The organism is Vibrio sp. 11-4(1), from assembly GCF_013048625.1.
GTDB lineage: Bacteria > Pseudomonadota > Gammaproteobacteria > Enterobacterales > Vibrionaceae > Vibrio > Vibrio diabolicus.
Genome location: NZ_VHSY01000001.1, coordinates 662,316 through 686,925 on the forward strand (window position 1 = coordinate 662,316; position 24,610 = coordinate 686,925).

The window sequence follows — 24,610 nt, forward strand, 5'->3', positions numbered from 1 at the left end:
CACTTGAAATGTGTTCCTCAGGCCAAATCAGTCTGAGGAACACAAGCTCAAATCAATCCCTTCCACTAATGATAGTGTCATTTCTGCCGCTGAAACTTCTTTGCAACCCGACGAATTTTGTCCGCACCACAACGGCGTAAATTCATCTCGGTTTTGCTTCTCCATAAGCGCTCTTAACTGAGTCATTTCAATGGAAGCATATGGGAATTTCGGTGCAGACTCACAGATGTAACCTAGCTCCGACATCGCGCGATTCACAATGCCTCGTGCTGGCCTGCCCGAAAAAACATTAGTCACCGCCGTATGCTGCGCGCGCTCACTGGCAATGGCATATCGATGTAAAGACGATGTTTTCGCCTCATCACACAACAAATAGGCGCTGCCAACCTGCACGGCACTTGCCCCTAACTTCAGCGCGGCTTCTAAACCATTTCTATCGGCAATTCCTCCTGCTGCAATAACAGGCAAATTCACGCGCTTGACGATTTGCGGTAACAACGCCATCAAGCCTAATTGAGTAGATAAATCATCCGATAAAAACATGCCTCGGTGTCCACCAGCCTCCAAGCCTTGGGCGATAATACCGTCAACGCCTTTTGCTTCTAGCCAAAGTGCTTCGTCCACCGTAGTCGCTGACGAAAGGATCTTCCCGCCCCACCCTCTAATTCGAGCTAACAGATCATCGTCTGGCAAACCAAAGTGGAAACTGATCACTGGCGGTGCAAATGGTTCAATCGCGTCAGCAATATCATAATTGAAAGGCATCCTTGTCGGAGCGTTTGGCTGAGCCTGAACGGTTGCATCAACCTCGGAAAAATACGGTTGCAGCGTTTTTTGCCACTCTTCGTGCTTGTTGGCGTCATACTCCGGCATTTCATGGCAAAAGAAATTGAGGTTAAACGGTCGGTTAGTTGCCTGCTTGATAAGTTGAAGTTCTTTTACGATGGTGTCTTTGTTCAGCATTCCACAAGGTAACGAGCCAAGCCCGCCAACATTACTGACGGCTATGGTCATTTGGCTGTCTTGCACACCGGCCATTGGCGCTTGAATAATCGGTAACTCTGTTCCCAAAAGTGTATTAAATACCTTATTTATCATGACCTTTCCTTGAAAACTTAACCTTTACCTGTGATGGCTCTGCGCCATCGTTATCCAGACTAGACTTTCACATGATTAAACACTTATAAAGTTAAAGTGATGCATTTGTGCGCTATGCACTTTTGATAGAAATGACAAAGGGAGCCTATGGCTCCCTTAATATGCTGAATAACAAGAATCAGAGTGACTATCGTACGACATCTGATTCAAGCTCTAGCTCTGCTACAGACAGCATGGCAAACTCTTCATCGGCGGTTGCTGCCACCAATTTGTTGCGGCTGTATAACCCATAATAAACACCACCGATAAGAAACAATCCCATTGTCATGAAAAAGGCTGAGGGATCAAAAGCATAAACACCTGTCATTGCGATCAAAGAAAGCACCAGAGAAATACTCGAAGTAATTATCCCACCAGGCGTTTTATATGGACGAGTTAATTCCGGCTGTTTAATTCGCAATAAAATATGGCTCAAGGACATTAATGCGTACGATACAGTCGCACCGACAACAGCCATCGCCAAGATTAAGTCCCCCTCACCCGTAAGTGAAACCAAGAACCCAAAAACGCCCGGAACCAAAAGCGCACGAGAAGGCACTTTTTTGTCACTGGTTAATGACAAAGTTTGCGGTAAATAACCCGCGCGGGAAAGCGCAAACACCAAGCGACTGTAACCATAAATGATTGAAAAGAAAGAAGCGATAAGGCCAGCCAATCCAAGTAAGTTCACGGCCATTGCTACCGTTGAATTGCCCGTAAGCTTTAGGGCGTCAACTAATGGCACCGCGCTATCGCCTATGACCTTTGAGCCAACCGCACCAGCCAAAAGGACGACTACGAGAGTTGCGGTTAGCAATAAAAACAGCATCGCACCAATGATACCTTGGGGAACATCTTTTGCCGGATTTTTTGCCTCCTCTGCCGCTAAAGGCACACCTTCAACCGCAAGAAACAACCACATTGCAAATGGCAACGCAGCCCATACGCCATACCACCCAAACGGCAAGATTTCTGTTACCTGAGCCGTCGCCGGAGCAATATCGAATAAGTTATTAACGTCAAAGTGACCAATAAGCACAGCAGCAGTAATGAGAATAGCTAGCACAGCCAAACCGCTGATGACCATCATTACTTTGAGAGCTTCGCCAACCCCTGCCATATGAATAGCGATAAAGACGGCGTAGAAAAGTGCGTAAACAACAGGGCCATCGATACCAACCAATTCATTCACTGCTGAGCCAATAAAAATCACTATCGCAGCAGGCGCGAGCGCATATTCAATCAAAACTGATAAGCCAGTGAAAAAGCCGCCTGTCGGCCCCATCGCCTGTCTTGCGAAGCTGTAACCACCACCCGCAGCAGGAATCGCTGCAGACATTTCAGCTAAAGACAATACTAGCGTGAAATACATTATTGCCATCGCGATAGCAGCAATAAGAAAGCCTCCCCATCCTGCTTGAGCGATGCCAAAGTTCCAACCGGCAAAGTCACCAGATATAACATACGAGACACCTAAGCCAGCAAGTAAAATCCAACCTGCGGTGCCTCTTTTTAGCTGCCTTTTGGCCAAGTACTCCTGATGTTTAGACATAGTAAATCCTTCTACTTTGATGAAATTAAAAAGTTGTCGCTGTGTTTATCTTCAACGCTTGCGCCACTTGGCTCATTGATGTCGGAGCGATCTTTCAGGTTCACTCCTGACAGTTGTAATTTTCGAGCCTCCTTGAGCAAGTAAAATGCGCGTTCACAGGCATCGTCATAATTGAGCCCCTGAGGGCGCACATTGGAAATGCAGTTTCTTTGGGAATCTTTAGAGCCTCGTTTAGCCCCCCAAGTGAGATACATACCCATGCTATCCGGAGAAGTTAGACCGGGCCTCTCTCCAATTAAAACCAGCACGGCCTTAGCGTTAAAACATTCACCAACATCATCCCCTACTGCTACTCTTCCTTGCTTTACGATTGTGATAGGTGTGAATTTCCATTGATGTTCATCATCAGCGCTTAAAAGAGAAATCAATCGCGTAACAACAGGCACGGCATGGTTTTGAATTGCGACGGAAGAAAGTCCATCAGCAATAACAATCGCAAGATCAATGTCAGTGTTATGCTCATTTGCTATCGAGTTGAGCGTTTTCCAAGAAGATTCATCGAGCTGCCGTCCTAAATCGGGCCTTTGCAAGTACATAAGCCGATCACTCACTTGGCTGCTCACTACCACTGGAGGCTCTAAGGTATTTTCAAGAATCGAGTAAGAGTCCGACAAACCAGCAACGAGAGACTCAATATTCAAACTGCAATGCACTGCATCCATAGCTTGGGCATGATCCAGCTGAAATGAGAGTAACTCGTTGGTTGGTACACTGTTTCCGCTGCGACCCAGAGCGATCCGAGCAGAGGTGAAGTCGCGTAACTTGCCCCAAGGGTTGTGTGTGACAACTTCAGACTCGTCTTGTGTGGACTGAGAAATGGTGATCACTTTACCCATGAGAATACCCCTTATTCAGTTGATTAATTGCTCCCGAAAACGAGCGAGAGATTTGCTCACTTAACCGAACGTCTTGCACGCTCTCGAAAATCTGCATCTCCATTAACCATTGTTCAAACTCTGGAGCTGGCTTCAGACCGAGTACTTTTCTTGCGTAAAGGGCATCGTGAAATGAGGTAGTTTGATAGTTGAGCATGATGTCATCAGACCCTGGAATACCCATGATGAAAGAGCACTCGGCCACGCCTAACAGTGTCAGCAAATTATCCATGTCATTCTGATCGGCATAGGCATGATTGGTGTAACAGATGTCGCAACCCATGGGTAAACCAAGCAGCTTCCCACAAAAATGATCTTCAAGCCCAGCACGAATGATCTGTTTGCCATCAAACAGGTACTCTGGGCCAATAAACCCAACAACTGTATTAACCAACAAAGGATCGAACTGTTTCGCGACAGCATAAGCACGAGCTTCGCAAGTCTGTTGATCGACCCCATGAAATGCATTCGCAGACAACGCTGTACCTTGTCCGGTTTCAAAATACATCACATTGTTTCCTACACTACCTCGATTCAAAGACAACGCGGCTTCATGGGCCTCTTTCAAAATTGATAAGTCTATTCCGAAGGTATCGTTCGTTCCTTGCGTGCCGCCTATCGACTGAAAAACGAGATCGACTGGTGCACCCATTTCAATGGCTTCGATCGTGTTCGTTACATGAGTTAACACACAAGACTGAGTCGGTATTTGATAGTGTTGAATCACCTCATCCATTAAGTTCATTAACTTGATAGCTTGAGGCACATTATCTGTTGCCGGATTGATACCGATAACCGCATCGCCATTTCCGTACATCAGACCATCAAAAATGGTCGCTGCGATACCGTTGAGAGAATCAGTGGGGTGATTCGGCTGTAAGCGAGTAGACAGGCGACTCGGCAAACCAATCGTATTCCGAAAAGCCGTGACAACTTGGCATTTTTTAGCAACGAGAATCAAATCCTGGTTGCGCATGATCTTACTGACTGCGGCCACCATTTCTGGTGTTAAACCTTGACGAATTTTAGCCAACGTTTCACCATCGGCTTCTTCACTCAGCAGCCAATTTCGAAAATCTCCGACCGTCAAGTGCTCAATCGGTTTAAAGGCTTCAAGGTCATGCGTATCGATAATTAGGCGAGTGATATCGTCGCTTTCGTATGGAATAACCGCCTCGTTAAGAAACGTTTTAAGTGGTAACTCAGACAGCGCCATTTGTGCGACTACACGTTCTGCCGCTGACTGAGCACAAACCCCAGCTAACGCATCGCCTGATCGCTCCGGTGTCGCTTTCGCCATCAAGTCAGCTAATGACTTAAAGGTATAGACTTTACTGCCTTGTTGCCGACGATAAGTTGCCGTCATTGCTCTTCCTCTTCACTATTTGGTTCGCTTTTTGCTGAACTATCAATAAGCTTTAAGAAAGTATTGCCAAATGTGTTCCGTAGCGTTATCAAAAACTGGCAACATTTATAAAACAATAATAAACAATGAGTTACATAAAAACTGCTCCAACATGACTCACAAAAAAAGAATGAGCATCACAAGGATGAGTGACCAAACACCCCAAACCGCACCAATGCTGTGCATCAATCACACAAAGGATGCAAACCAACAAGCTGCAAGCCTAATAAACTGGCAACAGGAATACGATCAACTCAGCGATGGCCGATTTTTAGGTCAAATTCGAGAACGACGATTTCCCAATTTCCATGTATTTCGAGAAGACAGTAACCGCTCACTAAGACAGCAATGCAGGGTTGAACAGGGAGGTATTTGGTTGGGTTTGAGTGCGGAAAATAAACCGCTACACCTAAATCACAGCAAGTTTAATGCAAGCCAGCTTTTGCTTAGACAAGGTGGTGCAGATTTTGAGTTAATGACACCTGAACAGTTTTCTATCTATGGGATAGTACTCGACAGAAAACTGGTTCAAATCATAGAAAAACAGCTCGAGTTAGACGGTATCGGCTGCAACACACCGCACTTAGCGGGACTAACAGAAAAGCACATTCAACAACTTAAATTCTACTTGGGTACTTTACTCGGCCCCACTGAATCGCGATGGTCTGACAGCACACATCAGGTGGTTTTAAAAGACATCGTTCTCGAACTGTTCTCAATCAGTTCACCAAGCGCAAGCCACCCGATATCAATCTCTCATCGTCAGCATGTGATGCGCCGCATAAAGCAACAGCTACACGACTTAGATTACAGAACTCCGATCACCGTCAGTGAACTGTGTGACGCTGTGCACGTCAGTCGCCGCACACTGCAGTACACCTTTGAACATTGCTGTAATACTTCGCCAAAGCAATTCATACACCGAATGCGGCTGAATCAAGTACGTAGAGTGCTACAAAGCCCTGAAGATAATCGAACAATTGCAGAAATCGCTTTTGACTTTGGTTTTTTTCATCTCGGGCAGTTCAGCCAAAGCTACAAGCGGCTATTTGGTGAGACGCCAACTGAAACGAGAAAATGGGAGTCCAGCAAATAAAATGACAGGCAGTATATTCTTTCAGATTCTGCGTTGGGGCCATTTTATGTAGTCGCAATGATTTGCTGAAACTTAGCATGAAGATCTGTAAGCGCGGCTTCGACATCCGGTTCTGCTCGGCTTAAATGTGCGATTAGCGTCATGAAGTAGCAGTCAAAAATCAACGGCATTTTGTCTTCAAGAACAGAACTTACGCTCGCAGATTGAAACAAAGCTTGGTTAAACGACTGATAATAATCCAAATCCCAAATCACCTCTTTCAACAAGGCTCGGCTCAGCTCGACGTTCGCAAAATAGTAGCGATAGTATTTCTCAGTCAGCGCCAAACCGATGTCGATATCAGTTTTACCTTCCACACTGACTAGCGTTTCTTGGCTGATCTGTTGCAGTTGCGCCAGCATCCCTTCGCGCAAAATCGACAGTTTAGTCGGGAAGTGGCTGAACACCGTACCGTCGGCGACTCCTGCTTCTCTCGCAATCTGCCTTGTGGTCGTCATGTCATAGCCATTTTGAGCAAAAGATGCCCACGCGGCTTTTAGGATTTTATCTCTGGTTTGTTGTCGCTTCGTCATTGATGTATCTGCTTAATGAGCCTGAAAGGATCATACCTTGAGCGACTGATATTGACAAATTGAGCGCGCTCAATTATAAAAAATGAGCACGCTCAATTTTATATAAAAACAAAAGGAATCGCTCATGTACGTATTAAACAAACTAGGCCAAGGATTGATTTTCTTGCCGACCATATTCTGCTTTTCGTATATTTTAAGACCCATATTGATGGTGATTCTCATCCCAGGTGGACTCGCACTTTTGGCGTTAATCGGTGGGGCAGAAGTCAGAGCAGAACTCAAAGCCATGCTGCTTGAGGAGCTTTTTGGGGTCAGTCCATCGCACACCACCTCGAAAAAGGCGTGAGTGCGCGAGAAACGTTGGCAAAGTTAAGCAAAAAACAAAACGCGCAGGTATCGAGATATCAATACCTGCGCGATATAGATGTTCTAAAAAGAGGACTGGCGTTAGTCAGTATTCATGTTCTGACCGATTCGCCATAAAACGCCACTAGGGTCAAACAAACAACATTCGCGCATGCCCCAAGGTTGCTCGACCAGCTCAGTTAAACGCGAACCAAATTCCTCATGGCCCACTTTGGATAAGTGCTGATGCCAGCTTTCTGCGTCTTCTACGAGCAAGTGCATCATGAAGTTGTTGCCGTGTTCTGGCTCATAAAAATTCTGTAAAAGAAACGCGCAGCTGCCTTGAGAGAAGTACGCCACATCACCGAAGTCTGACGCCATATCAAAGCCTATCGCCTCATAAAAACGTTTTGAGAGCGCGTAATCTTTCGCTGGAACAAATGATTTGATTTCAACAATATTGAGGTTTTCCATTTCCAATTTCCTAAGCCCTTTTCCATCAAACTGACTGACGTAATCACGCTCTACGCCTTCTATTCGCCTTGCGTATTTTGCTGCGATGGTAGTGGTACACACTCTACCATTTGCGTTTGTAACCACGTGATGAATTTATGTTCGAGTTCTGTACGCTTTTTATCTTGGCTCAATAAAACATAATTGCAACCTGATAGTACAAAACCAAATGGCGCGACCAAATTACCGCGCTTAATATCGTCCATAACAAAAGGATACGATCCCATCGCCGCGCCTAAGCCATCCACCGCGGCTTGTATGCAAAAATAAAAATGCGCAAATGATTGCTGAGTGTTGCCGTTGAAGGTTTCACAACGTGTTGATAGCTGCCAATCCGCCCAAGCATGCGGTCTAGTTTGGCTATTCAACAATCGAACTGCATCCAAATCGTCTTGAATGGATTGCCAATACTCAGGAGAAAATACTGGCCCCACCCACTCTTCAACAAGAATGGTTTTGTTGTAATCGTGCTGAGCAAAATCGTCTCGACGAACCGCCATCGAAAGCCCTGTTGATCCTAATGTTACCGGGCCTCCCGCCGTCGACAAACGAACATCAGCACGGTGTTCATCATTAAACGCAGCAAGCCTTGGCATCAACCAACGCATGGTTAATGTCGGTTCACAAGACACTTCAAGATGCTGATGCTTTTCTTGAATGAGTGTATTCACGCCTGTTTCTAGCGTTTGGAATGCCGTTTTTGTGTATGTCTTGAGTAATTCACCTTCTGCCGTCAACACGGATTTCCTACCCTCTTTCAAAAACAAAGGTTGCGACAGATATTGCTCAAGTTGCTTGATCTGCTTACTCACGGCTCCGTGGGTGATGTTCAGTTTGTCAGCCGCTTCAGTGTAGCTTGAAGAGCTCGCCGCAACGTGGAAGACATAGAAAGATTTTAGGTGACGCATTTGTGAGTTTTTCTCACCAATATGGGAATATTTTTCGATTATAGTCAGTAACAAAGACGCCTACAATTCCGCTACATCACAGACTTCATCATTCAAACAGGAAACCGATATGGAATTTGTAACTCTTGCGCTATTGGGGGTACTTATTGTTATTAGCCCTGGCGCAGACTTTGTTTTGGTATTAAGAAACAGCTTAAATCAAGGACGAGAAGCTGGCGTGTACAGTGCGATTGGTATCAGCATGGCGATAAGCATCCACATCGCTTACTCCATGCTGGGGATCAGTTACTTAATTTCACAAAATGAATGGTTATTTAATCTCGTACGCTACCTTGGGGCTGCTTATCTTGTCTACCTTGGGATTAAAGGAATATTCTCCTCGCAGCCTGCGCCAAACTCAGAAACCATTCAACAGAGCGAGTATTCAATGTGGCGATTTTTCATGCAGGGATTTCTGTGTAATTTACTCAACCCTAAGACGATGCTGTTTTTTCTGAGTATTTTTAGCCAAGTGATTTCTCCCGATTCTAGTCAGCAACATATCGCCTTGTTTTACGGGATTTATATGATTGCGCTGCACGGCATTTGGTTTTCTATCGTTGCAGTTTTATTCACGTCCCCCCAATTACAAGCCTTCTTGTTGAAGATTAAGCATCGACTCAATCAAGCATGTGGGGCGGGTTTGGTCATTTTCGGCGCGATGCTGGGCTTAAAGGCTTAATACGTTTGCGGTCAGAGTTTGAACACAAAAAATGCGGCTACTGGAGCCGCATTACAATCCACAAACCTTCGGTCTGATAAGTGAAACGTTTATTGAGTGATAACGGTGAGCTTATCCCAATCAATCGTGAAGCGAATTTGTGCCTCAGTGTAGTGGCTCGTTGTGCCTTGATCGTACCAGTTACACGCATTGCGAGAGAAACCTTCTTCAACTTCTTTCATGCCAGCTCGTGCGATCATCTCCGTTTTGGGCTCTTCTCCACGCTCAAATTCTGGTGTGAACACGTACTGGAATTTCGGTTTGAAACCGTAGATCAAACGCGGCAAGTTCTCTTCTGGTAATAGGTTCTCGTTTGAACAACCTGTGTAGTGGTAAACACCCGCCCATTTACCGTAGTACTGGTAGTCGTTGGTGTAAATCTGGCTAAGAGAGGTGGTCCACTTAACGCCCATACCGCGTTCCATGGAAGCTTTTGGCTTGGCTGCGGTGACGTAATCCTTACTTGAGTAGCGAGACGTATAAGCCACACCGAGATCGGTCGTCAACGAGCCAGAAAAACTTGGTGCCGAGCCCGGTGTTGCAGTCGCGGTTAAGCCGATAGACGGTGCAACCGTGGTTGTCGATACCGAAACATCATTGGCTTCGTTTTGCGGTGAGTAATCCTCACTAAATACCGGCGTGCCACCAGCTTGATAGATACTGTAGTCGAACGCGACTGGGTAGTTTTGAGTAAAACGGTCCACAATCGCAGCATCGTAAGTGTGTTTTACACCCGGATTACCTGGTACATAACCATTCCCTAGAGTGATCACGCGAGCCGCTTTTTTGTCGTTCTTTGAATTATGGAATAACTCAACCAGTAACTTCATTTGCACACGGCTACCACGAAACGCGTACGGGAAAAGCTCAGGCTCGCTTTGCATCACGACCTCATAGCTTTTCTTCACGTAACCTTCTAGCGCGATGTCATCAATCAAGACACTTTCTACAACCTTGTTATCAGAAGCAGCGGCAGTAGCGGAAATCCCTAACATTAAGGGAAGCAGTATTTTCTTATTCATTATTTTATTACCTTACTTGGGAACAGTCCCAATTTAAGCTAACACATTGAACAAGTAGCGACAATCAAACGAAAACGATTCACATTATCAATAATTTGACCTACACCCAGAAATGAAAAAAAACAGCCAACTTACGTTGGCTGTTTCGATGCAGTTAATGAATGACCCGAGCGTCCCCTTTAAGTAACTGAGACAGATCGATAGTGAATATCGTCACTGTCGGACGTTTAGGCAGAGCATTTTCGATCGAAAACTCTGGCCCAGCTTGAACGAGGGGGAAGTGAATAGCCGTCGGCCACGTTGACGAAGCTTCATTACCGCTCGGCTCAGATATTGAGAAAGAAAACGCGGGTAAACGGGTCATAACACTTACCTCAAATGACTGATTAGCGGGCTCAAGCGAGCCCGCTTAGGTTTTGCAATGTTATTGTTGTTTTAACGCCTACTTAATCACTAACGATTGATAACGTTAGATATCAAGTTCTTTGTCTTCAACGTGGTTGGTGATCATCGCTTCAGTCGTGATCATCAAGCCAGCAACAGACGCCGCGAATTGAAGCGCTGAACGTGTTACTTTCGCAGGGTCCAAGATACCCATTTCGATCATGCTGCCGTATTCACCTGTTGCAGCGTTGTAACCGTAATCGGCATCACCCGCTTTGACAGCATTCGCTACGACTGAAGCTTCGTCACCTGCGTTAGTTGCGATTTGACGGAGAGGCTCTTCCATCGCACGTAGCGCAACTCGGATACCCACGTTTTGGTCATCGTTGTCACCTTTTAGATCCGCCAATTCTTTCGCGATCTTAGTTAGGGCAACACCACCACCAGCAACAATACCTTCTTCAACCGCTGCGCGAGTAGCGTGTAGCGCATCGTCCACGCGGTCTTTCTTCTCTTTCATCTCAACTTCAGTTGCAGCGCCGATCTTGATCACCGCTACGCCGCCAGAAAGCTTCGCAACACGTTGTTGAAGCTTGTCTTTATCGTATTGAGAGGTGGTTGTTTCGATTTGTTTTTCAATCGAAGCCACACGATCAGCAATCGCGCTTGCTTCTGCTGCACCACCCACAATGGTTGTTGTGTCTTTGGTGATGGTCACTTTCTTCGCGCTACCTAGTTGCTCTAGCGTTGCTTTTTCGAGTTCTAGGCCGATTTCTTCAGAGATGACCGTACCTGCGGTTAGTACCGCAATGTCTTCCATCATCGCTTTACGGTTGTCACCAAAACCAGGTGCTTTCACCGCAGTCGCACGCACGATGCCACGCATGTTGTTCACAACCAATGTCGCTAGCGCTTCACCTTCGATGTCTTCAGCAATGATCAATAGCGAGCGAGAAGATTTCGCCACTTCTTCTAGCACTGGCAATAGCTCGCGGATGCTGCTGACTTTTTTGTCCACCAATAGGATGTAAGGGTTGTCTAGCTCTACGCTGCCATTTTCTTGGTTAGTGATGAAGTATGGCGACAAGTAACCGCGGTCGAATTGCATACCTTCAACCACAGACAATTCGTTGTCTAGACCTTGGCCTTCTTCCACCGTAATCACGCCATTGCGACCCACTTTTTCCATCGCTTCTGCAATGATTTCACCGATCGCGCGATCGCTGTTTGCAGAAATGCTACCCACTTGGGTAATGGATTCTTTGTCGCTGCATGGCTTAGACATTTCACGTAGTTTCTCAACCGCCGCTTCAGTGGCTTTGTCGATACCACGTTTTAGGTCCATTGGGTTCATGCCAGAGGCTACCGCTTTAAGACCTTCATTGATGAAAGATTGCGCCAGTACAGTAGCCGTCGTTGTACCGTCACCCGCTTCATCATTCGCTTTGGACGCCACTTGTTTCACCATTTGTGCGCCCATGTTTTCGAACTTGTCTTTCAGTTCGATTTCTTTCGCTACAGACACGCCATCTTTAGTGATCGTTGGCGCGCCGTAAGATTTATCAAGCACAACGTTGCGGCCTTTAGGGCCTAGTGTCACTTTTACTGCGTCCGCCAGTAAGTTCACACCTTTCAGCATTTTTTGACGTGCGTCATTAGCAAATAATACGTCTTTTGCAGCCATAATTATCTCCTCAAAAAACTACTACAAAAATAATTACTCAACGATTGCTAACACATCAGATTCGGACAGAATCAAGTATTCTGCGCCGTCAATTTTCTCGGTTTTCACGCCGTAACCGTCATTGAAAATGATTTGGTCGCCCACTTTGACTTCCATCGCAGCGCGTTCGCCATTTTCAAGGCGTTTACCTAAACCAACAGCAATGACTTTCCCGCGGTTTGATTTTTTCACCGACTGAGAAGTTAAAACGATTCCCCCTTCAGATTTATTTTCCACCTCTTGTCTTTCAACAATTAGCTTGTCATTTAAAGGACGAATTTTCATTTTTAAGTGCCTCCTACTTGGAACCAAAAATAAAAGACAGAATAAACATCAAGATGGATTTGCGAGTCGACCGCTCGCTTTCGATGAGAATAATAAGGTCGAAAAATTGGAGTTCAAGAGGTGGATTTCATAAAAATTTTTTATTGAATTGAATAAAATCTTCTATCGAAACTTTTGACATTCACGACCACTTAAAACCTCTTTATGATGGAAAATGTGTTCAATCAAATCTAGAGTGGTTAGATACTCTTAAAAAGGATAATCAAACAATGAAAAAGGTCGTATCTCTGTTTCTTGTAACATTGTGCGTTGGTTTGCTTTCTCCCAACGTGGCGGCTTCTGAGCGTGCTGAGCAAGGATGGCAACTGATTGAGAAAGGCGCAATGATTGTCGATGTACGCACGCCGCAAGAGTTCTCTGAGGGGCATTTAGACAATGCGGTCAATTTCCCTCTATCTGAGCTTGATAAACATTTCCAAGACGTCGATAAAGATCAAGCGATCGTATTGTACTGCCGCAGTGGTAATCGCTCTGGTAAAGCGTATCAATATTTGCAATCGCAAGGGTTCACGAATCTGCACAATGCAGGTGGCTTAGAAGAACTGCAAGACGCCAAATAATCATCTCTGTTCTAATTTCAAAAATAAAAGTGCAGAGGGCGTTGCAAACTTATTGCAACGCCCTCTGTTACTAAATAAATCTCTTCCGCTACTACTCTATTTGGGCCCGGCCTCAAACTGAGTCAGGTTATCCGATATCTCAAGCCACGGCGCTTTGGACGCGACAAAAATATGGAAATTTGGCTTGTGGGATGGTGCATCATCCAAGACCCCTAGGCGAATATTGACAATACCATTGTTCTTTTTCGAATACAGGCTCGATCCGCAATGGCGACAAAAACATAGCATGGTATTTTCGCTTTTCTGATAAGTCTGAATATCCTCTTTTCCTTGAGTAATGAGCAACTTATCCAAAGCGATACCACCTGCAGACGAGTAGTCGGAGCCTGTGAACTTGCGACATTCCGAGCAATGGCAATTTCCCATGTACTTGAATTCATCTGCCACTTCCAATTTCACCTTACCACACAGACATGAGCCTTTGAGTACTTCCATTTGAGTCCCTTTTTGTTATGAATCTAATTGAATTAGACGAATACACCGACACCATGCCACTGCAATGCGAAAAATTAAAGGCAGGTAATACAGGTTTTCAAAAATGAAACGAAAATGTAAAACACTCTACTCAGAGGAAAGATAGGTGTGCTCAGCACGTGAGAGCCCAAGCTATTGTCGATACAAAAACACCAAGCAAGACGCTTGGTGTTTTCTTAATATTTTGTCTAACACAGTCATCGCTCTTAATAAGAGACGCCGTGTTGAGAAAGTGTAGTGCTTAGAAAATGCAGTGCTTAGTAAAGCTGGTGGCTTCGTTTGCACTCCAGTCACCTTTTGGCTTATCTTTCAGGTTCTCACACCATTGCTCGCTGCCCACACCATCTTGAAGAACACAGTGCTTCGCAAAGTCTACTGCGTTGTCTGCTGTCCATTCTGTTTTTGGCTTATCGCGCATGTCGTTACACCAGCCTTCAGTGCCCACTTCATCACTACAAGCGGTTAAAGCAGAAGCCGCCAACATCAGCATGACTAGTTTTTTCATAAATTTAAGGTTCCAGTTGCAAACAATATTAAAATAAAACTCAATCGCTTCAACAAATGCCCATTCAACGGTCTGAACTAAGCAGTCACTTGTTGAAGTGACTTTTATATCAACTATAACGAAATTATCAGTCTACGTGTTAAGACACCGAAAAATTATTGAGCCAAGCTGCGTAAATGACACCATAAACACCTATAGGCTGCGCGCTTGCGTTAATGCGCTGATCTTAGAAGACCCCGTGCCAAAACATGATAAACGTAACTCTAACGCCATTTGCTCAAAGTGCTCGACCACCGCTTGAGTGCTTATAGTAGCCGCTTTCAAGACTGCGCCCGCTTGCCCAACGAGATTGGCGCCCAAATGTATGGCTTTCGCCGCTTCAAGTCCGTTATGCACACCACCTGAGGCGATCAAAGGTAATGTAGGATGCTGTGCTCTTATTTGAGTCAAACATTTTGCCGTCGGGATACCCCAATCGCGAAAAAGCTCGGCTGCACGCTGCATTTTCGGGTTATCTTGGCAATAGCCTTCAACCGCGCTCCAACTTGTGCCACCCGCGCCCGCTACGTCAATGGCATCCACACCGGCGTCAACCAATCGCTGCGCAACGTGACCACTTATACCAAAACCGACTTCTTTAATAATGATCGGAACATTCACGCGAGATTTAAGCTGCTCGATAGCGTGTAAGACCCCAATCCAATTATGGTCGCCATTTTTCTGAAACGCTTCCTGCATTGGGTTTACGTGTACAAACAACGCATCCGCTTGAATGGATTCAACCGCACGCTGCGCATTATCTAGTTTACCTTTGTCGCGCAATTGAGCGGCTCCAAGGTTGGAATAAAGCGGCACATCTTTGGCTAAATCACGAATGGTTTTGCCTAGACCTGCGTGTTGGCGCTCTTCTAAGCTAATACGCTGCGAACCCACGCCCATCGCAATGCCTAATTCACTGGCAGCTTCAGCCAAACGACAATTGATCACTTCAGCGTCTTTCGCTCCACCTGTCATCGAGCTAATCAAAAACGGCAGCGCCAATCGGTGGCCAAGAAACTCTGTCGATAGGTCGATCGCCTGAAAGTCACATTCTGGCAGCGCGCAGTGTTCAAACTCGACAGACTCAAAGCCCGCCGTTTTATGCTTCATGCTCATGTCATGATGTAAAACAGCGTCTAGATGTAAATCTTTTCGGTTAGTTTGCGGAGCCATAATGTCACCCTAAAGTAAAACAGTCGCGCAGTATTGCGATCCTTATCAGTAACGTCAATGCGAATTTTCTGAATTCACGAGATTACTTTTCCGAAACCAGTAATGAATCACGACTTACTCTGACATTATAGAAAGAGAAACTCGCCTTCTGTTTTAAACAAGCAGGCGAGTGTTTCTCCAAGTTGAAGTAATCAGCGTGCGAGACACCACGATAAAAATGGGCCGCATACTTCTCTAATTTACTTTGCGCTTTCTGACAGAATCAGAGACACAACGGTGCTTGTGGTGGTTGGAGCAAACTGCTCAGGGTCATCACAGAATTGAATTTTCCCTTTTTCTTCAACGTGGAACAACGGCACTACCGAGTTCCCTTTGTGATGCGCTAAATAGTCTTGATACGTAAAGTTGTCGCTCAATTTCGTGTGTTTTATCTCTGCACCGCGGCTCAACAAACTGGCCAGCTGGGTATAGCTTACGTTACCGCCCATCAGCAATTTACCGTGGTACTCCTGAGCCACGGAGTGCTTCTCGCTACCATTGCCATTGGTTTTCACTTTTTGCAAGCAGTGAACTTTATCTTCACCAAACTCGTCGACAAATTGCATGCAAGCCATAATGTTGAAATGCTGGTCAGGCGTTAATGCAACGACTTGTCCCACCCCTATCAGGTTCAAATTGTCATCTGCGTGACTAGAAATCGGATTCCCGTAGTAGTAATCCAGCCCCAACATACGAACTTGACTGATGTACTCCCAGTTAGAATCGGTCATCAATATACGGCGGTCATAGCGTGCCAACGCTTGACCAATTTCTCTTGCTACTCGGTTAGCACCAATCAACAAGAAGCCGCGTGGCGCTGGCTCCGCGACGCCCAACATCAATGCGACAGGACGTGCCGTTGCACTTTGTAAAACAACCGTTCCGATGATCACCATGAAGGTCATAGGAACCAGTAAAATCGCTTCATCAATACCGTATTCGGTCAATTTGATCGCGAAAAGAGAAGAAATAGAGGCAGCGACAATACCGCGCGGTGCAACCCAAGACAGAAACAGTTTATCTTTAAGTCTCAAGTTACTGCGGATGGTTGAGAGGAAAATCGACAACGGGCGCGACACCAACTGCATAAATACAAACAGCAATAACGCGCCACTACCCAGCGCAGCAAAATCATCCAAGCTAATGCGTGCAGCAAGGAAAATAAATAGGCCGGTGATCAGCAATATGGTCAAGTGCTCTTTAAAGTGCAGAATTTGTTGAATATTGATGCCCTTTGCGTTGGCAAGCCACATACCCATTACAGTAACCGTGAGTAATCCGGCTTCAGACTCAATATGGTTGGAGACGGAAAATACGCCGAGCACGATCATCAAAACCGCAAATGGCTGCAAGTATTCCGGTAGCCACGCACGGCGCATAATTGTTGCGACTGCTGCGCCGGAGGCCGCACCAAGAATGACGCCCACGGCAATGAGCGTCCCGAACACTTCGACGCTATTTATCGCGCTGTGCGATACGATGAACTCATAAACCATCACAACAAAAAGCGCACCGAGTGGATCAATCAAGATCCCCTCCCAACGCAAAATATTAGCAAGCGTACTGTTAGGCCTTACCGTCCGAAGAAGTGGCACTATCACCGTCGGACCTGTTACCACGGTTAAGCTGCCGAACAACATGGCGAGCTCCCAAGTAAAACCGAGGAAATAGTGCGTCGCAATACTGGTTGCTGCCCACGAAATGATGGCCCCGATGGAAACGATACTCCAGACTGAGCCACTCACACCGCGAATTTCTTTAAAATTTAGGGTCAAGCTGCCTTCGAAAAGAATCACCGCAACCGCCAATGAAACCAACGGAAAGAGCAAATTCCCTAAAATCTCATCTGGATTTAACCACTGCATAAATGGCCCGACAATCAACCCAGCTAGCAGCAAAAATAAAATCGCTGGTAAGCGCAATCGCCATGCCAACCACTGACAACCTAAACCAATGACCCCAACCGCTGATAGAACCAGCGCTTCATTACCCACTTGCATTAATCATTACCTGTTTTGTCTTTTTTCGCGTGAATGCGCTATACCCAAATAACCTCGGCGTGCGGTTCAATAAGCATGACTTGGCATGCAGACTAAACGGCTTACCTTCGACTCTTCGACAGCATGCCTCTGAAATGCACATTTTTGAGGTCACTTGGGTATCGCATCAGAATTATGAATATAGTTGAACCCCAATGACTTAACGACTCATTTCTGTTCATCAGATCTTAAAGTGACACACAAGTATGTCGCTTCGTCGAATTCATCATTACGCATTGAGTTTCATTATGTAGAATGATTCTTAAAGAAAGCGCGGAACCTAGCACTATATGAAGCTAAGGCAAAGCGCTTGGACTAAGCTTTAGCGTACGTGCTCAAAGTTAAGAATCGTGTGTCACGCGACGTACGCAAGGAGAAATGGATTGTACGTAATACTAGCACTATTCATGGCATTGCTCGCCATCCTCATCGGAGTGAAAGCCGCCAACCGAGCAGCACTTTTAGAAAAAGAGCTAACCAAACTTCGTGAAGAGGTAACATCACTGCGAGTCAGTCTAAATAAGGACTCGAACCAACCAACGCGTCAACAATCCAGCGTTGAAGAGGTAACAAAAGAGGCAAATTCCTCATCCTCTAAGGAGCATGACCCGATTACCGATCGAGCATCTTATCCAAACACAACACATCAAGCTCAATACCAGGCAAGCGAAGTTCAACTGGACGTTTTTAGTCAAGAACAAGAGTCTATATTGCCAAGTAGAGTGCAGAGTCTGTTTAGCAACATTCAAGAAAACTGGTTGGTTTGGGTGGGCGCGCTGGCAATGCTAATTGGTGGGGGGTATCTCGTACAGGTTATTGGTAGTCACATTGAGTTTTCGCCATTTATGCGTGTGTCCTTTGCGTTTGTACTCTCGTTACTTATGGTGCTTGTTGGCGAATGGTTCCACCGCAAAGAACAACAAAATCCTCAACGAGCAACACGAGCCCAAGGCTTTACTTATGTGCCTGCCGCCGTTACCGGAACCGGGCTAACTGGTATTTACTGCACGGTTATCTTTGCGTTTGTTGTTTATCAAATGCTGACGCCTAGTGTCTCGCTTATCATCTTAGCCGCTGCTGCATTTTGTAGCTTGGCTCTATCTTTACAGCAAGGGCCGTTGATGGCGGTGCTTGGTCTGATTGGTGGATATACCGCACCGTTATGGATTGGTGGAAGCGAGCCTAATTACTTCTTATTAGCTGGGTATATCAGCGCGATCTCGGTCGCGGCAACATTGCTAATGCAAAAAGTGCGTAGTGCATGGATTTCTCCAAGCATCGCGCTTCCACATGTTGTTTGGATGCTGTTGCTCATTGAAAGCATGCCGCTTGAGACGCTTTTTTCTTGGCTGGCTATTTATCTCTCAATTACGCTCTATCTTATTTTCGCCGTTCCAAGACTGGGTTGGACACTCAATCCTCGTTCTCATCACTGCCAGAATAAGTGGACAAATCCGCCGACCGCTACCTCTCTCGCGATTGCGTTATTGACCTTTTCGGCTGTCACTAGAATGCCAGAATTGGACACACTGCAAATGGTGTACTGTTATGCGCTGCTCGTTGCGACAGTATGGCTCCCAGCGGTTCGCACAGGTTGGTCATTGCGCGTATTTTTGCCTTCCATATTGGTCTCTGCGACCGCACTTGTTGTCCTCACTGTCGCGTTTGACGCTTTGTATATGCCAGAACATGGTGCCAGTATCTTACTCGCATTGGCCACCAGTATTGCACTGATCTGCTGTCGAACTTATTGCCAGTCACTCAGTGACCGATCGCAACTTAGCGGCGTACTTCTGTTGGTACTGGCTCCAGCAATGAGTTTGATTACGTTGTTTTATGTCGACGAATTTATGCAAGGCTACCTGTGGCACTGGACTGCATTCTGCGCATTGGTGACCGTTTATTACGTTGTACTTGGTCAGCGCTTACATTCGCTAGCATTGGAATGTTCTGCCGTCATGCACGCTTTAATTGTAGGCATCGCCTTTGTTTGGTTAAGCGATACCTGGTTGACGACAGCAATCTCGATACAAGTTGCGGTAATGGCGTTGCAGACGCAATCAGGGTTATTTCGCCCCGCAAGTTGGGCGATTAAAGTGGCGATGGGGATACTGGTCATCCGCCTCACACTTTTACCCTTCATCCCTGAATGGCAACCCGTAGAAGCAGGACATTGGGCTTGGGTTATTGTGAGTTACCTACCGTCTCTCATCATCCTGCTCTATGCTCGAGCAACGCTAAAGCAAGTGGACCTCGAACTGACCAACTGGTTTGAAGGCGCATTTTTGCATGTATTCTTAATGGCGCTATTCACTCAAACCAACTACTGGTTAACTGGGCAGTACGGCTATTTGGGACACATTGATTTCGCAAGCGCCATCGTTTTTGCTAACCAAGCGTTGGTTATGGGTATGGTGTACAGCTACCGTAGCCAATTTGCACAACGCTTAAGCCGCATCTATGAAGCCTACAGCTACCTGCTTTGGTGTGCCTTCGCATTGCTGATAATTTTGCTTAATACGGCAGAGTCGCCATTGGTGACTGACAACGTCTCAGCCCAAGCTCTTCCCGTTATTAATATGCTAAGCGTCGGCTGGTTGCTGCCAGCTTGTATCCTACTTATCGCAACATTTAGAGGCTGGAATACGTTACAGGTTCATCGATTTGCGGTTGCTAGCCTAGGCTTTGCACTTGCTGCTATTTGGTTAGGTATGTCTATCCGTCAATTCTGGCAAACCACATCCATGATGCTGTACCAACCGACTAGCATGGCAGAACTGTTCAGTTATTCAGTAGCAGGTTTGCTCGTAGGTGGATTGCTTACTTGGCGCGGTGTGACACACAGAGGGTTGATGATGCAGCGCGTGGGTCTAGTGGTTTTAGCTTTTGTCGCACTAAAAGTATTCTTATGGGATGTTAGTTCTCTGGATGGGTTCTGGAGAGCAATCAGCTTCTTAGGTTTAGGAGCATCTTTAATCGCGCTTGGGTGGTTATTCCAGAAATTGAATCGCTCGGTGGCAAAAGCACTCGAACCATAAACGAATTAAAGAGAGATTCCCGACAATGCACCGTTCTCGTTATTGGGGGGCGATAGCGATGCAAAGCCGGGAATCATTGGAGTGTTCGTTATTTTAGCAACGCAACAACCGTATGACGACGCACGTTTGCTTGTGCATTCAACGCTTGAAAAGTCGAGGTAAACTCACCAGACTTCTGCACAAAACCATCCAGTTTTGCATTCACATCATCCACAGAAAGCTGCGCGGTTTTATTTTGAATTGAGCGCATTTGAGTATTCAACTCTCCATGAAATGCTTTCGCTTCCTGCAAGCTCGTTTGCACTTGTCTTAGGTGCTGGTTCACTTTGGCAATCGTCTGTTTCATGCCATCGCGTGACGCCAAATCAAACCCAAGTTCTGCAATACCATCTGGCTCTGACTTTAGATTTAGAACGTTCGGCTGGCCCGCAGGAAAACGGTGCCCTTCGCCCGTGACCATCACTTTCTGCTGCATTTGCTGATAAGCGTTGTCTCTGGCTTCAAATAAAATGCTGCCATCGTCAGCTAATGAGGCACGCATCCCTAAAGCAATCAAGCTTCGGTCAAGCATTTTGACAGTTCGAGCACCATCGGCTTGTCCATCGAACTGAATCATTACCGCTTGACCCTGAGGGAAATCCAAACGAATTTGCTCAGCCTTGTCACTTAAGCGATGCACGTTCAAGCCAGGAATAGAAAAGCGACGAATGTCTGCTTTATCTAGCTTTAAATGCAGTTCGTTGTTGAGCACTTTCTGGCCGTCGAAACGAGCATGCTCCACAACGTTCTGAATGGTGGCTTTAGAACGAACCAATGTATCCTGCAAGCCAGGTACATTTTGTACGCCTTGATTCACCGCTTGCGTCAAGCCACGTTTAATTTGAGTCAGCTCTTTGCCAATCACCTGCAACGATTTCGATGCGATCTGCACTGCCGTCGCTTGCTGCTGACCCTGGGTCAGTTGAATCCCAGAGACAGAGTAGGCTGACGCAGTGTCAGCCTGAACTTGCGCCGGGCGCGGTTTAATTGCAGTACTTGAGTCTGCAGAACGGGTCGGCATGATAGAGGCTTGTTCTTGCCCACCCAAGCGTATGCTATGGGGTCTGACCTCTACTGTACTCATTACCATAAAAGAACTTCCTAACCTTATAGACGGTCAAACAACGATAGATCATTGATCTTTACATAGCTCGCTTGCGTTGCTTGCAAAGCCGCCATGTAATTGCTCAAGCGTACCGATGCTTCACCGTAATCCAGAGCTGAGAGGTCACCTGATACTTTATCGACGAACAGTTTATTCTCACCATGAGCACCGCCAACCAAATCTAGGTTATTGTGTCGGCCACCAATCTCCGTCATCGTGCCAAGTACGCTTGCCAACGTATCATCAATGGCACTCAGGCTTGCGTCCACTTCGGCTTGGAAATTCGGACTCGGGTTCTCAAATTCTGTAATTAGATTATTAATTTGATCCAGTACGTTTTTGCCGCCACCAAGGTCCAAAATGTCCTTTGCCGTCATGTTGGAATCCATCGTTACGCCTTTCGCAATCGTCACGACACGTTTATCGCTGTTGCCCTCGATGACATAACTACCGCTTGCACTGTTTATAGCAGGGGTGTCAGTTTTGGTGCCTGAAAATAGGTAATGTCCTTCTTCATCCTGAGCATTGAAAGACGACTCAATTGAATCACGATAGCTCTTTAGCTCCGTGATCATACCGGTACGGTCTTGATCAGTCAGTGAGCCATTCGCGCCCCATAATGCAATATCACGCATACTCATTAGGCTCTCTTTCACTGAGTCTAAATGTGTTTCTTGACTCGAAAGCGTGGTTTTGACGTTTGCGATATTGTTTTGATATTGGGCGATGGCACTGTTTTCACGATCCAAATTAAGCAGCTTAATCGATGCCATTGGATCGTCAGATAGTTTAGTTAGACGCTCACCTGTCGTCATTTGTTGTAGCACGTGCCCCAGACCTGCATTGTTACCTTGCAGGCTTTGCAGCATCATTTGGCTAAATTGATTGTCACTGATTCGCATCTGGGTTTCCTTTAGAATAACTGCAATACAGAATCGAACAGCTGATTCGCTGTGCTGATCACTTTCATGTTGGCATTGTGTGCATTAGCAAACGTCATTAAGTTAGCCGCTTCTTCATCACTGTTAACGGCACTCACATTGTCACGAGCCGCATGTGCTTGCTTGTTCATGGCTAACTTAGCTTGGTAATCGGCGTCTGCTTGGCGTGCTTTAATCGCGGTTTGACCCACCATAGAACTGAATGCGTCATTCAAACTCACTGAGCCATAGCCAGTCACAGAAACAGGCTTGTTGCTTAAATTAATCAACGACTGCAATACATCCGCATTACCTGGCGTACCATCACTTGAAAACGCAAGCTCACCTGGAGTCAACTCAGTGATATCCAAACTTGCCGCTGGGTTGGCAGGGTCGTAGCTGAACAATGGTTTACCTGGGTTACCATTTAAATCTTGTCCAGTAGCGAGCACAGCGTTGTATTCATCCGCTAATGCTTTCGCCATGTCATTCAAAGCCAATTGGTTTGGTTTTAATACATCGGTTTGATAATCGTTAATCGCACCTAATTTGCCACCAAGAGAGTCACCAATCGCAAAACTTTGGCTTGAGAATGTTACGTGTAAGTCTGCTACGTAAGGGTCACTAGGGTCTGGAACGGCTGCGAGTTTGCCATGGTCCGTGCCCATCACAAGTGGCTGACCAGAGGTCAACGTTACCTGAACACTGCCGTCAGGCTGTTCTGTTGTTCTGATTTCGATGGTTTGAGATAACTCGCCGATCAATTTATCTCGTTCATCCATAAGTTGCGATGGGTTGCCGCCTGTTCCTTGCATTTCAACCAGCTGCTTGTTTACCTTCGCGATGTTTTCCATGAGGCTATTCGCGTGGTTGAGTGCCGCATTACGCTGGTCGCTCATATCTTTATGTTGGTTGTGCAAAGACTCGGTCAACGTATTAAAGCGGCGCGCCAACGCTTCAGATTCGTTGATGATTTGTTGACGGTAAGGGATCGACTCAGGCTTAACCGTGGCATCGTTAAGCGCAGCGTTTAGAGAGTCCAAACCAGCAGAAATACTGAAGCCATCGGCCCCTAGCGTATTTTCCAATTGGCTCATGTTGCTGGTGTAACCAGAAGCGTACGCCGCCATACTGTTAGTTGACCACGTTTGCTTAATCAGAAATTGGTCTGTAACGCGGCGAATGCTGGTGACCTCTACCCCTAAACCAGGGCTTAAGCGGTTAGCTTTTCCGTCATCGACTGATGCCATCAACGCTTGTTGACGGCTGTAGCCCACAGTATTCACGTTCGCCACGTTTTGTGCCGTTACGTCTAAGGCCACGCGGTTCGCGCCTAAACCTGAAAGGGCAATATTAACTAGGTTCATTTACAGCTCCATTTTCCTGATCAACGGCTGAGAAAACGCGGTAGTCATACCGGCCTCACCGAGCACCTGTTTTACAGAGGCGACGGCTTGAGAGGCGGTATTAAATAAGCTTGAGTTCTCCTCAATCTCGTTAGCATCAAGCTGTGAGATAGATTCAGAATTCGCACCTTTACCATCGTTTGCAGATGAGATGTTACGCGCAGCATCAAAGGCGACTTCGCGCATAGAGGGGCTAAGTTGCTGGATGAGCATATTGGCAATGCCTGAGCTCTGCTTTTTTGCCAGTTCCATTGCCAGTTGCCCATCGTACATATCGCGGAAAACACCTTGCTGCTGGCTTGCAAACGGGCTGTCTTTATCCGCTAGAACATCGCTGCTGCTGCGCATTTGACGCAGCACCATTTGTAAAAACATCGCCTCAAATTGACCCGCTACTACTTCAAGCGCGCCTTCCTGATCTCGACTCTGCTTGATGTTGGCAAGTGCGCTGTTGTCGTGATACAGCATCGAATTCAGTTGAGTTTGTTCATTGGTACTGTCTAGTTTCATCCTTAA

Annotated in this window: 24 protein-coding genes; 5 read left to right on the forward strand and 19 right to left on the reverse strand. The window is 46.2% G+C overall.

What is annotated here, in order from left to right; genetic code table 11:
• Positions 1 to 27: 27 nt before the first annotated feature.
• From FKN16_RS02730 to FKN16_RS02745, 4 genes are all read right to left on the reverse strand, one after another.
• Positions 28 to 1,098: a nitronate monooxygenase gene (locus tag FKN16_RS02730; RefSeq protein WP_170901939.1), complete on the reverse strand. Its 1,071-nt coding sequence runs from the start codon at positions 1,096 to 1,098 to the stop codon at positions 28 to 30.
• A 187-nt stretch (positions 1,099 to 1,285) separates the two neighbouring features.
• Positions 1,286 to 2,689 (reverse strand): ethanolamine permease, encoded by a 1,404-nt coding sequence (eat, locus tag FKN16_RS02735; RefSeq protein ID WP_170901940.1) that lies wholly within the window; start codon positions 2,687 to 2,689, stop codon positions 1,286 to 1,288.
• A gap of 11 nt (positions 2,690 to 2,700) precedes the next feature.
• Entirely contained in the window at positions 2,701 to 3,585 is an 885-nt protein-coding gene (gene eutC, locus FKN16_RS02740) for an ethanolamine ammonia-lyase subunit EutC (protein WP_114323453.1), read from the reverse strand.
• Positions 3,578 to 4,990 carry an ethanolamine ammonia-lyase subunit EutB gene (locus FKN16_RS02745; protein WP_005388715.1) on the reverse strand — a complete coding sequence of 471 codons (1,413 nt, stop codon included), beginning with the start codon at positions 4,988 to 4,990 and terminating at the stop codon, positions 3,578 to 3,580. Before FKN16_RS02745 ends, eutC begins: the two co-directional genes overlap by 8 nt.
• A gap of 184 nt (positions 4,991 to 5,174) precedes the next feature.
• On the opposite strand from FKN16_RS02745, the gene FKN16_RS02750 reads away from it, so the two are divergent.
• Positions 5,175 to 6,125: a helix-turn-helix domain-containing protein gene (locus FKN16_RS02750; protein ID WP_170901941.1), complete on the forward strand. Its 951-nt coding sequence runs from the start codon at positions 5,175 to 5,177 to the stop codon at positions 6,123 to 6,125.
• Between the two features lie 44 nt (positions 6,126 to 6,169).
• Here FKN16_RS02750 and FKN16_RS02755 read toward each other — a convergent pair whose 3' ends face one another.
• Positions 6,170 to 6,697: a TetR/AcrR family transcriptional regulator gene (locus tag FKN16_RS02755; protein ID WP_134645408.1), complete on the reverse strand. Its 528-nt coding sequence runs from the start codon at positions 6,695 to 6,697 to the stop codon at positions 6,170 to 6,172.
• A 124-nt stretch (positions 6,698 to 6,821) separates the two neighbouring features.
• Between FKN16_RS02755 and FKN16_RS02760 the strand changes: the two genes are divergently transcribed.
• Positions 6,822 to 7,043, forward strand: a complete 222-nt coding sequence (locus tag FKN16_RS02760) for a hypothetical protein (RefSeq protein WP_005481464.1) — start codon at positions 6,822 to 6,824, stop codon at positions 7,041 to 7,043.
• A gap of 101 nt (positions 7,044 to 7,144) precedes the next feature.
• On the opposite strand, the gene FKN16_RS02765 is transcribed toward FKN16_RS02760, so the two are convergent.
• Positions 7,145 to 7,516: a VOC family protein gene (locus FKN16_RS02765; protein ID WP_005395273.1), complete on the reverse strand. Its 372-nt coding sequence runs from the start codon at positions 7,514 to 7,516 to the stop codon at positions 7,145 to 7,147.
• A gap of 59 nt (positions 7,517 to 7,575) precedes the next feature.
• The gene (locus FKN16_RS02770; RefSeq protein WP_170901942.1) at positions 7,576 to 8,463 is read right to left on the reverse strand and encodes a LysR family transcriptional regulator; all 888 of its coding nucleotides are present in this window, start codon (positions 8,461 to 8,463) and stop codon (positions 7,576 to 7,578) included.
• Between the two features lie 109 nt (positions 8,464 to 8,572).
• On the opposite strand from FKN16_RS02770, the gene FKN16_RS02775 reads away from it, so the two are divergent.
• Positions 8,573 to 9,184, forward strand: a complete 612-nt coding sequence (locus tag FKN16_RS02775; protein WP_023583920.1) for a LysE family transporter — start codon at positions 8,573 to 8,575, stop codon at positions 9,182 to 9,184.
• Between the two features lie 89 nt (positions 9,185 to 9,273).
• Here FKN16_RS02775 and FKN16_RS02780 read toward each other — a convergent pair whose 3' ends face one another.
• The 4 genes from FKN16_RS02780 to FKN16_RS02795 form a co-directional block, all read right to left on the reverse strand.
• Entirely contained in the window at positions 9,274 to 10,245 is a 972-nt protein-coding gene (locus FKN16_RS02780) for a leukocidin family pore-forming toxin (protein WP_104970249.1), read from the reverse strand.
• Positions 10,246 to 10,399: 154 nt separating this feature from the next.
• Complete coding sequence (locus FKN16_RS02785) at positions 10,400 to 10,609, reverse strand: hypothetical protein (RefSeq protein ID WP_170901943.1); 210 nt, start codon at positions 10,607 to 10,609, stop codon at positions 10,400 to 10,402.
• 105 nt (positions 10,610 to 10,714) lie between these two features.
• Positions 10,715 to 12,313 (reverse strand): chaperonin GroEL, encoded by a 1,599-nt coding sequence (groL, locus tag FKN16_RS02790; RefSeq protein ID WP_005395280.1) that lies wholly within the window; start codon positions 12,311 to 12,313, stop codon positions 10,715 to 10,717.
• A 33-nt stretch (positions 12,314 to 12,346) separates the two neighbouring features.
• The gene (locus tag FKN16_RS02795; RefSeq protein ID WP_005373989.1) at positions 12,347 to 12,637 is read right to left on the reverse strand and encodes a co-chaperone GroES; all 291 of its coding nucleotides are present in this window, start codon (positions 12,635 to 12,637) and stop codon (positions 12,347 to 12,349) included.
• 269 nt (positions 12,638 to 12,906) lie between these two features.
• Here FKN16_RS02795 and FKN16_RS02800 point away from each other — a divergent pair, with 269 nt between their 5' ends.
• Entirely contained in the window at positions 12,907 to 13,257 is a 351-nt protein-coding gene (locus FKN16_RS02800; protein ID WP_170901944.1) for a rhodanese-like domain-containing protein, read from the forward strand.
• A gap of 96 nt (positions 13,258 to 13,353) precedes the next feature.
• Here FKN16_RS02800 and FKN16_RS02805 read toward each other — a convergent pair whose 3' ends face one another.
• The 4 genes from FKN16_RS02805 to FKN16_RS02820 all read right to left on the reverse strand — a co-directional run bounded on the left by FKN16_RS02805 (position 13,354) and on the right by FKN16_RS02820 (position 17,547).
• Entirely contained in the window at positions 13,354 to 13,752 is a 399-nt protein-coding gene (locus tag FKN16_RS02805) for a GFA family protein (RefSeq protein ID WP_046873838.1), read from the reverse strand.
• Between the two features lie 280 nt (positions 13,753 to 14,032).
• Positions 14,033 to 14,296 (reverse strand): DUF3012 domain-containing protein, encoded by a 264-nt coding sequence (locus tag FKN16_RS02810; RefSeq protein WP_005395285.1) that lies wholly within the window; start codon positions 14,294 to 14,296, stop codon positions 14,033 to 14,035.
• Between the two features lie 192 nt (positions 14,297 to 14,488).
• A complete protein-coding gene (fni, locus tag FKN16_RS02815) occupies positions 14,489 to 15,508 on the reverse strand; it encodes a type 2 isopentenyl-diphosphate Delta-isomerase (protein WP_065645655.1) in 1,020 nt (339 codons plus the stop codon).
• Between the two features lie 239 nt (positions 15,509 to 15,747).
• Entirely contained in the window at positions 15,748 to 17,547 is a 1,800-nt protein-coding gene (locus FKN16_RS02820) for a sodium:proton antiporter (protein ID WP_005395287.1), read from the reverse strand.
• A 422-nt stretch (positions 17,548 to 17,969) separates the two neighbouring features.
• Between FKN16_RS02820 and FKN16_RS02825 the strand changes: the two genes are divergently transcribed.
• Entirely contained in the window at positions 17,970 to 20,624 is a 2,655-nt protein-coding gene (locus FKN16_RS02825; RefSeq protein WP_170901945.1) for a DUF2339 domain-containing protein, read from the forward strand.
• An 88-nt stretch (positions 20,625 to 20,712) separates the two neighbouring features.
• Here FKN16_RS02825 and FKN16_RS02830 read toward each other — a convergent pair whose 3' ends face one another.
• The 4 genes from FKN16_RS02830 to FKN16_RS02845 are packed head-to-tail and all read right to left on the reverse strand — an operon-like array spanning position 20,713 to position 24,604.
• Complete coding sequence (locus FKN16_RS02830; protein WP_012842382.1) at positions 20,713 to 21,753, reverse strand: hypothetical protein; 1,041 nt, start codon at positions 21,751 to 21,753, stop codon at positions 20,713 to 20,715.
• Between the two features lie 17 nt (positions 21,754 to 21,770).
• On the reverse strand, positions 21,771 to 22,670 hold the full coding sequence (gene flgL / locus FKN16_RS02835) for a flagellar hook-associated protein FlgL (protein ID WP_005395290.1): 900 nt from the start codon (positions 22,668 to 22,670) through the stop codon (positions 21,771 to 21,773).
• A gap of 11 nt (positions 22,671 to 22,681) precedes the next feature.
• Complete coding sequence (gene flgK, locus FKN16_RS02840) at positions 22,682 to 24,055, reverse strand: flagellar hook-associated protein FlgK (RefSeq protein WP_005395291.1); 1,374 nt, start codon at positions 24,053 to 24,055, stop codon at positions 22,682 to 22,684.
• Positions 24,056 to 24,604: a rod-binding protein gene (locus FKN16_RS02845; RefSeq protein WP_170901946.1), complete on the reverse strand. Its 549-nt coding sequence runs from the start codon at positions 24,602 to 24,604 to the stop codon at positions 24,056 to 24,058. It lies immediately after the preceding gene.
• Between the last annotated feature and the right edge of the window lie 6 nt (positions 24,605 to 24,610).

Bases quoted from the DNA above. Each gene is read 5' to 3' on its own strand.
- FKN16_RS02730 (WP_170901939.1), bottom strand. From the start codon at position 1,098: ATGATAAATAAGGTATTTAATACACTTTTGGGAACAGAGTTACCGATT.
- eat (WP_170901940.1), bottom strand. From the start codon at position 2,689: ATGTCTAAACATCAGGAGTACTTGGCCAAAAGGCAGCTAAAAAGAGGC.
- eutC (WP_114323453.1), bottom strand. From the start codon at position 3,585: ATGGGTAAAGTGATCACCATTTCTCAGTCCACACAAGACGAGTCTGAA.
- FKN16_RS02745 (WP_005388715.1), bottom strand. From the start codon at position 4,990: ATGACGGCAACTTATCGTCGGCAACAAGGCAGTAAAGTCTATACCTTT.
- FKN16_RS02750 (WP_170901941.1), top strand. From the start codon at position 5,175: ATGAGTGACCAAACACCCCAAACCGCACCAATGCTGTGCATCAATCAC.
- FKN16_RS02755 (WP_134645408.1), bottom strand. From the start codon at position 6,697: ATGACGAAGCGACAACAAACCAGAGATAAAATCCTAAAAGCCGCGTGG.
- FKN16_RS02760 (WP_005481464.1), top strand. From the start codon at position 6,822: ATGTACGTATTAAACAAACTAGGCCAAGGATTGATTTTCTTGCCGACC.
- FKN16_RS02765 (WP_005395273.1), bottom strand. From the start codon at position 7,516: ATGGAAAACCTCAATATTGTTGAAATCAAATCATTTGTTCCAGCGAAA.
- FKN16_RS02770 (WP_170901942.1), bottom strand. From the start codon at position 8,463: ATGCGTCACCTAAAATCTTTCTATGTCTTCCACGTTGCGGCGAGCTCT.
- FKN16_RS02775 (WP_023583920.1), top strand. From the start codon at position 8,573: ATGGAATTTGTAACTCTTGCGCTATTGGGGGTACTTATTGTTATTAGC.
- FKN16_RS02780 (WP_104970249.1), bottom strand. From the start codon at position 10,245: ATGAATAAGAAAATACTGCTTCCCTTAATGTTAGGGATTTCCGCTACT.
- FKN16_RS02785 (WP_170901943.1), bottom strand. From the start codon at position 10,609: ATGACCCGTTTACCCGCGTTTTCTTTCTCAATATCTGAGCCGAGCGGT.
- groL (WP_005395280.1), bottom strand. From the start codon at position 12,313: ATGGCTGCAAAAGACGTATTATTTGCTAATGACGCACGTCAAAAAATG.
- FKN16_RS02795 (WP_005373989.1), bottom strand. From the start codon at position 12,637: ATGAAAATTCGTCCTTTAAATGACAAGCTAATTGTTGAAAGACAAGAG.
- FKN16_RS02800 (WP_170901944.1), top strand. From the start codon at position 12,907: ATGAAAAAGGTCGTATCTCTGTTTCTTGTAACATTGTGCGTTGGTTTG.
- FKN16_RS02805 (WP_046873838.1), bottom strand. From the start codon at position 13,752: ATGGAAGTACTCAAAGGCTCATGTCTGTGTGGTAAGGTGAAATTGGAA.
- FKN16_RS02810 (WP_005395285.1), bottom strand. From the start codon at position 14,296: ATGAAAAAACTAGTCATGCTGATGTTGGCGGCTTCTGCTTTAACCGCT.
- fni (WP_065645655.1), bottom strand. From the start codon at position 15,508: ATGGCTCCGCAAACTAACCGAAAAGATTTACATCTAGACGCTGTTTTA.
- FKN16_RS02820 (WP_005395287.1), bottom strand. From the start codon at position 17,547: ATGCAAGTGGGTAATGAAGCGCTGGTTCTATCAGCGGTTGGGGTCATT.
- FKN16_RS02830 (WP_012842382.1), bottom strand. From the start codon at position 21,753: ATGGTAATGAGTACAGTAGAGGTCAGACCCCATAGCATACGCTTGGGT.
- flgL (WP_005395290.1), bottom strand. From the start codon at position 22,670: ATGCGAATCAGTGACAATCAATTTAGCCAAATGATGCTGCAAAGCCTG.
- flgK (WP_005395291.1), bottom strand. From the start codon at position 24,055: ATGAACCTAGTTAATATTGCCCTTTCAGGTTTAGGCGCGAACCGCGTG.
- FKN16_RS02845 (WP_170901946.1), bottom strand. From the start codon at position 24,604: ATGAAACTAGACAGTACCAATGAACAAACTCAACTGAATTCGATGCTG.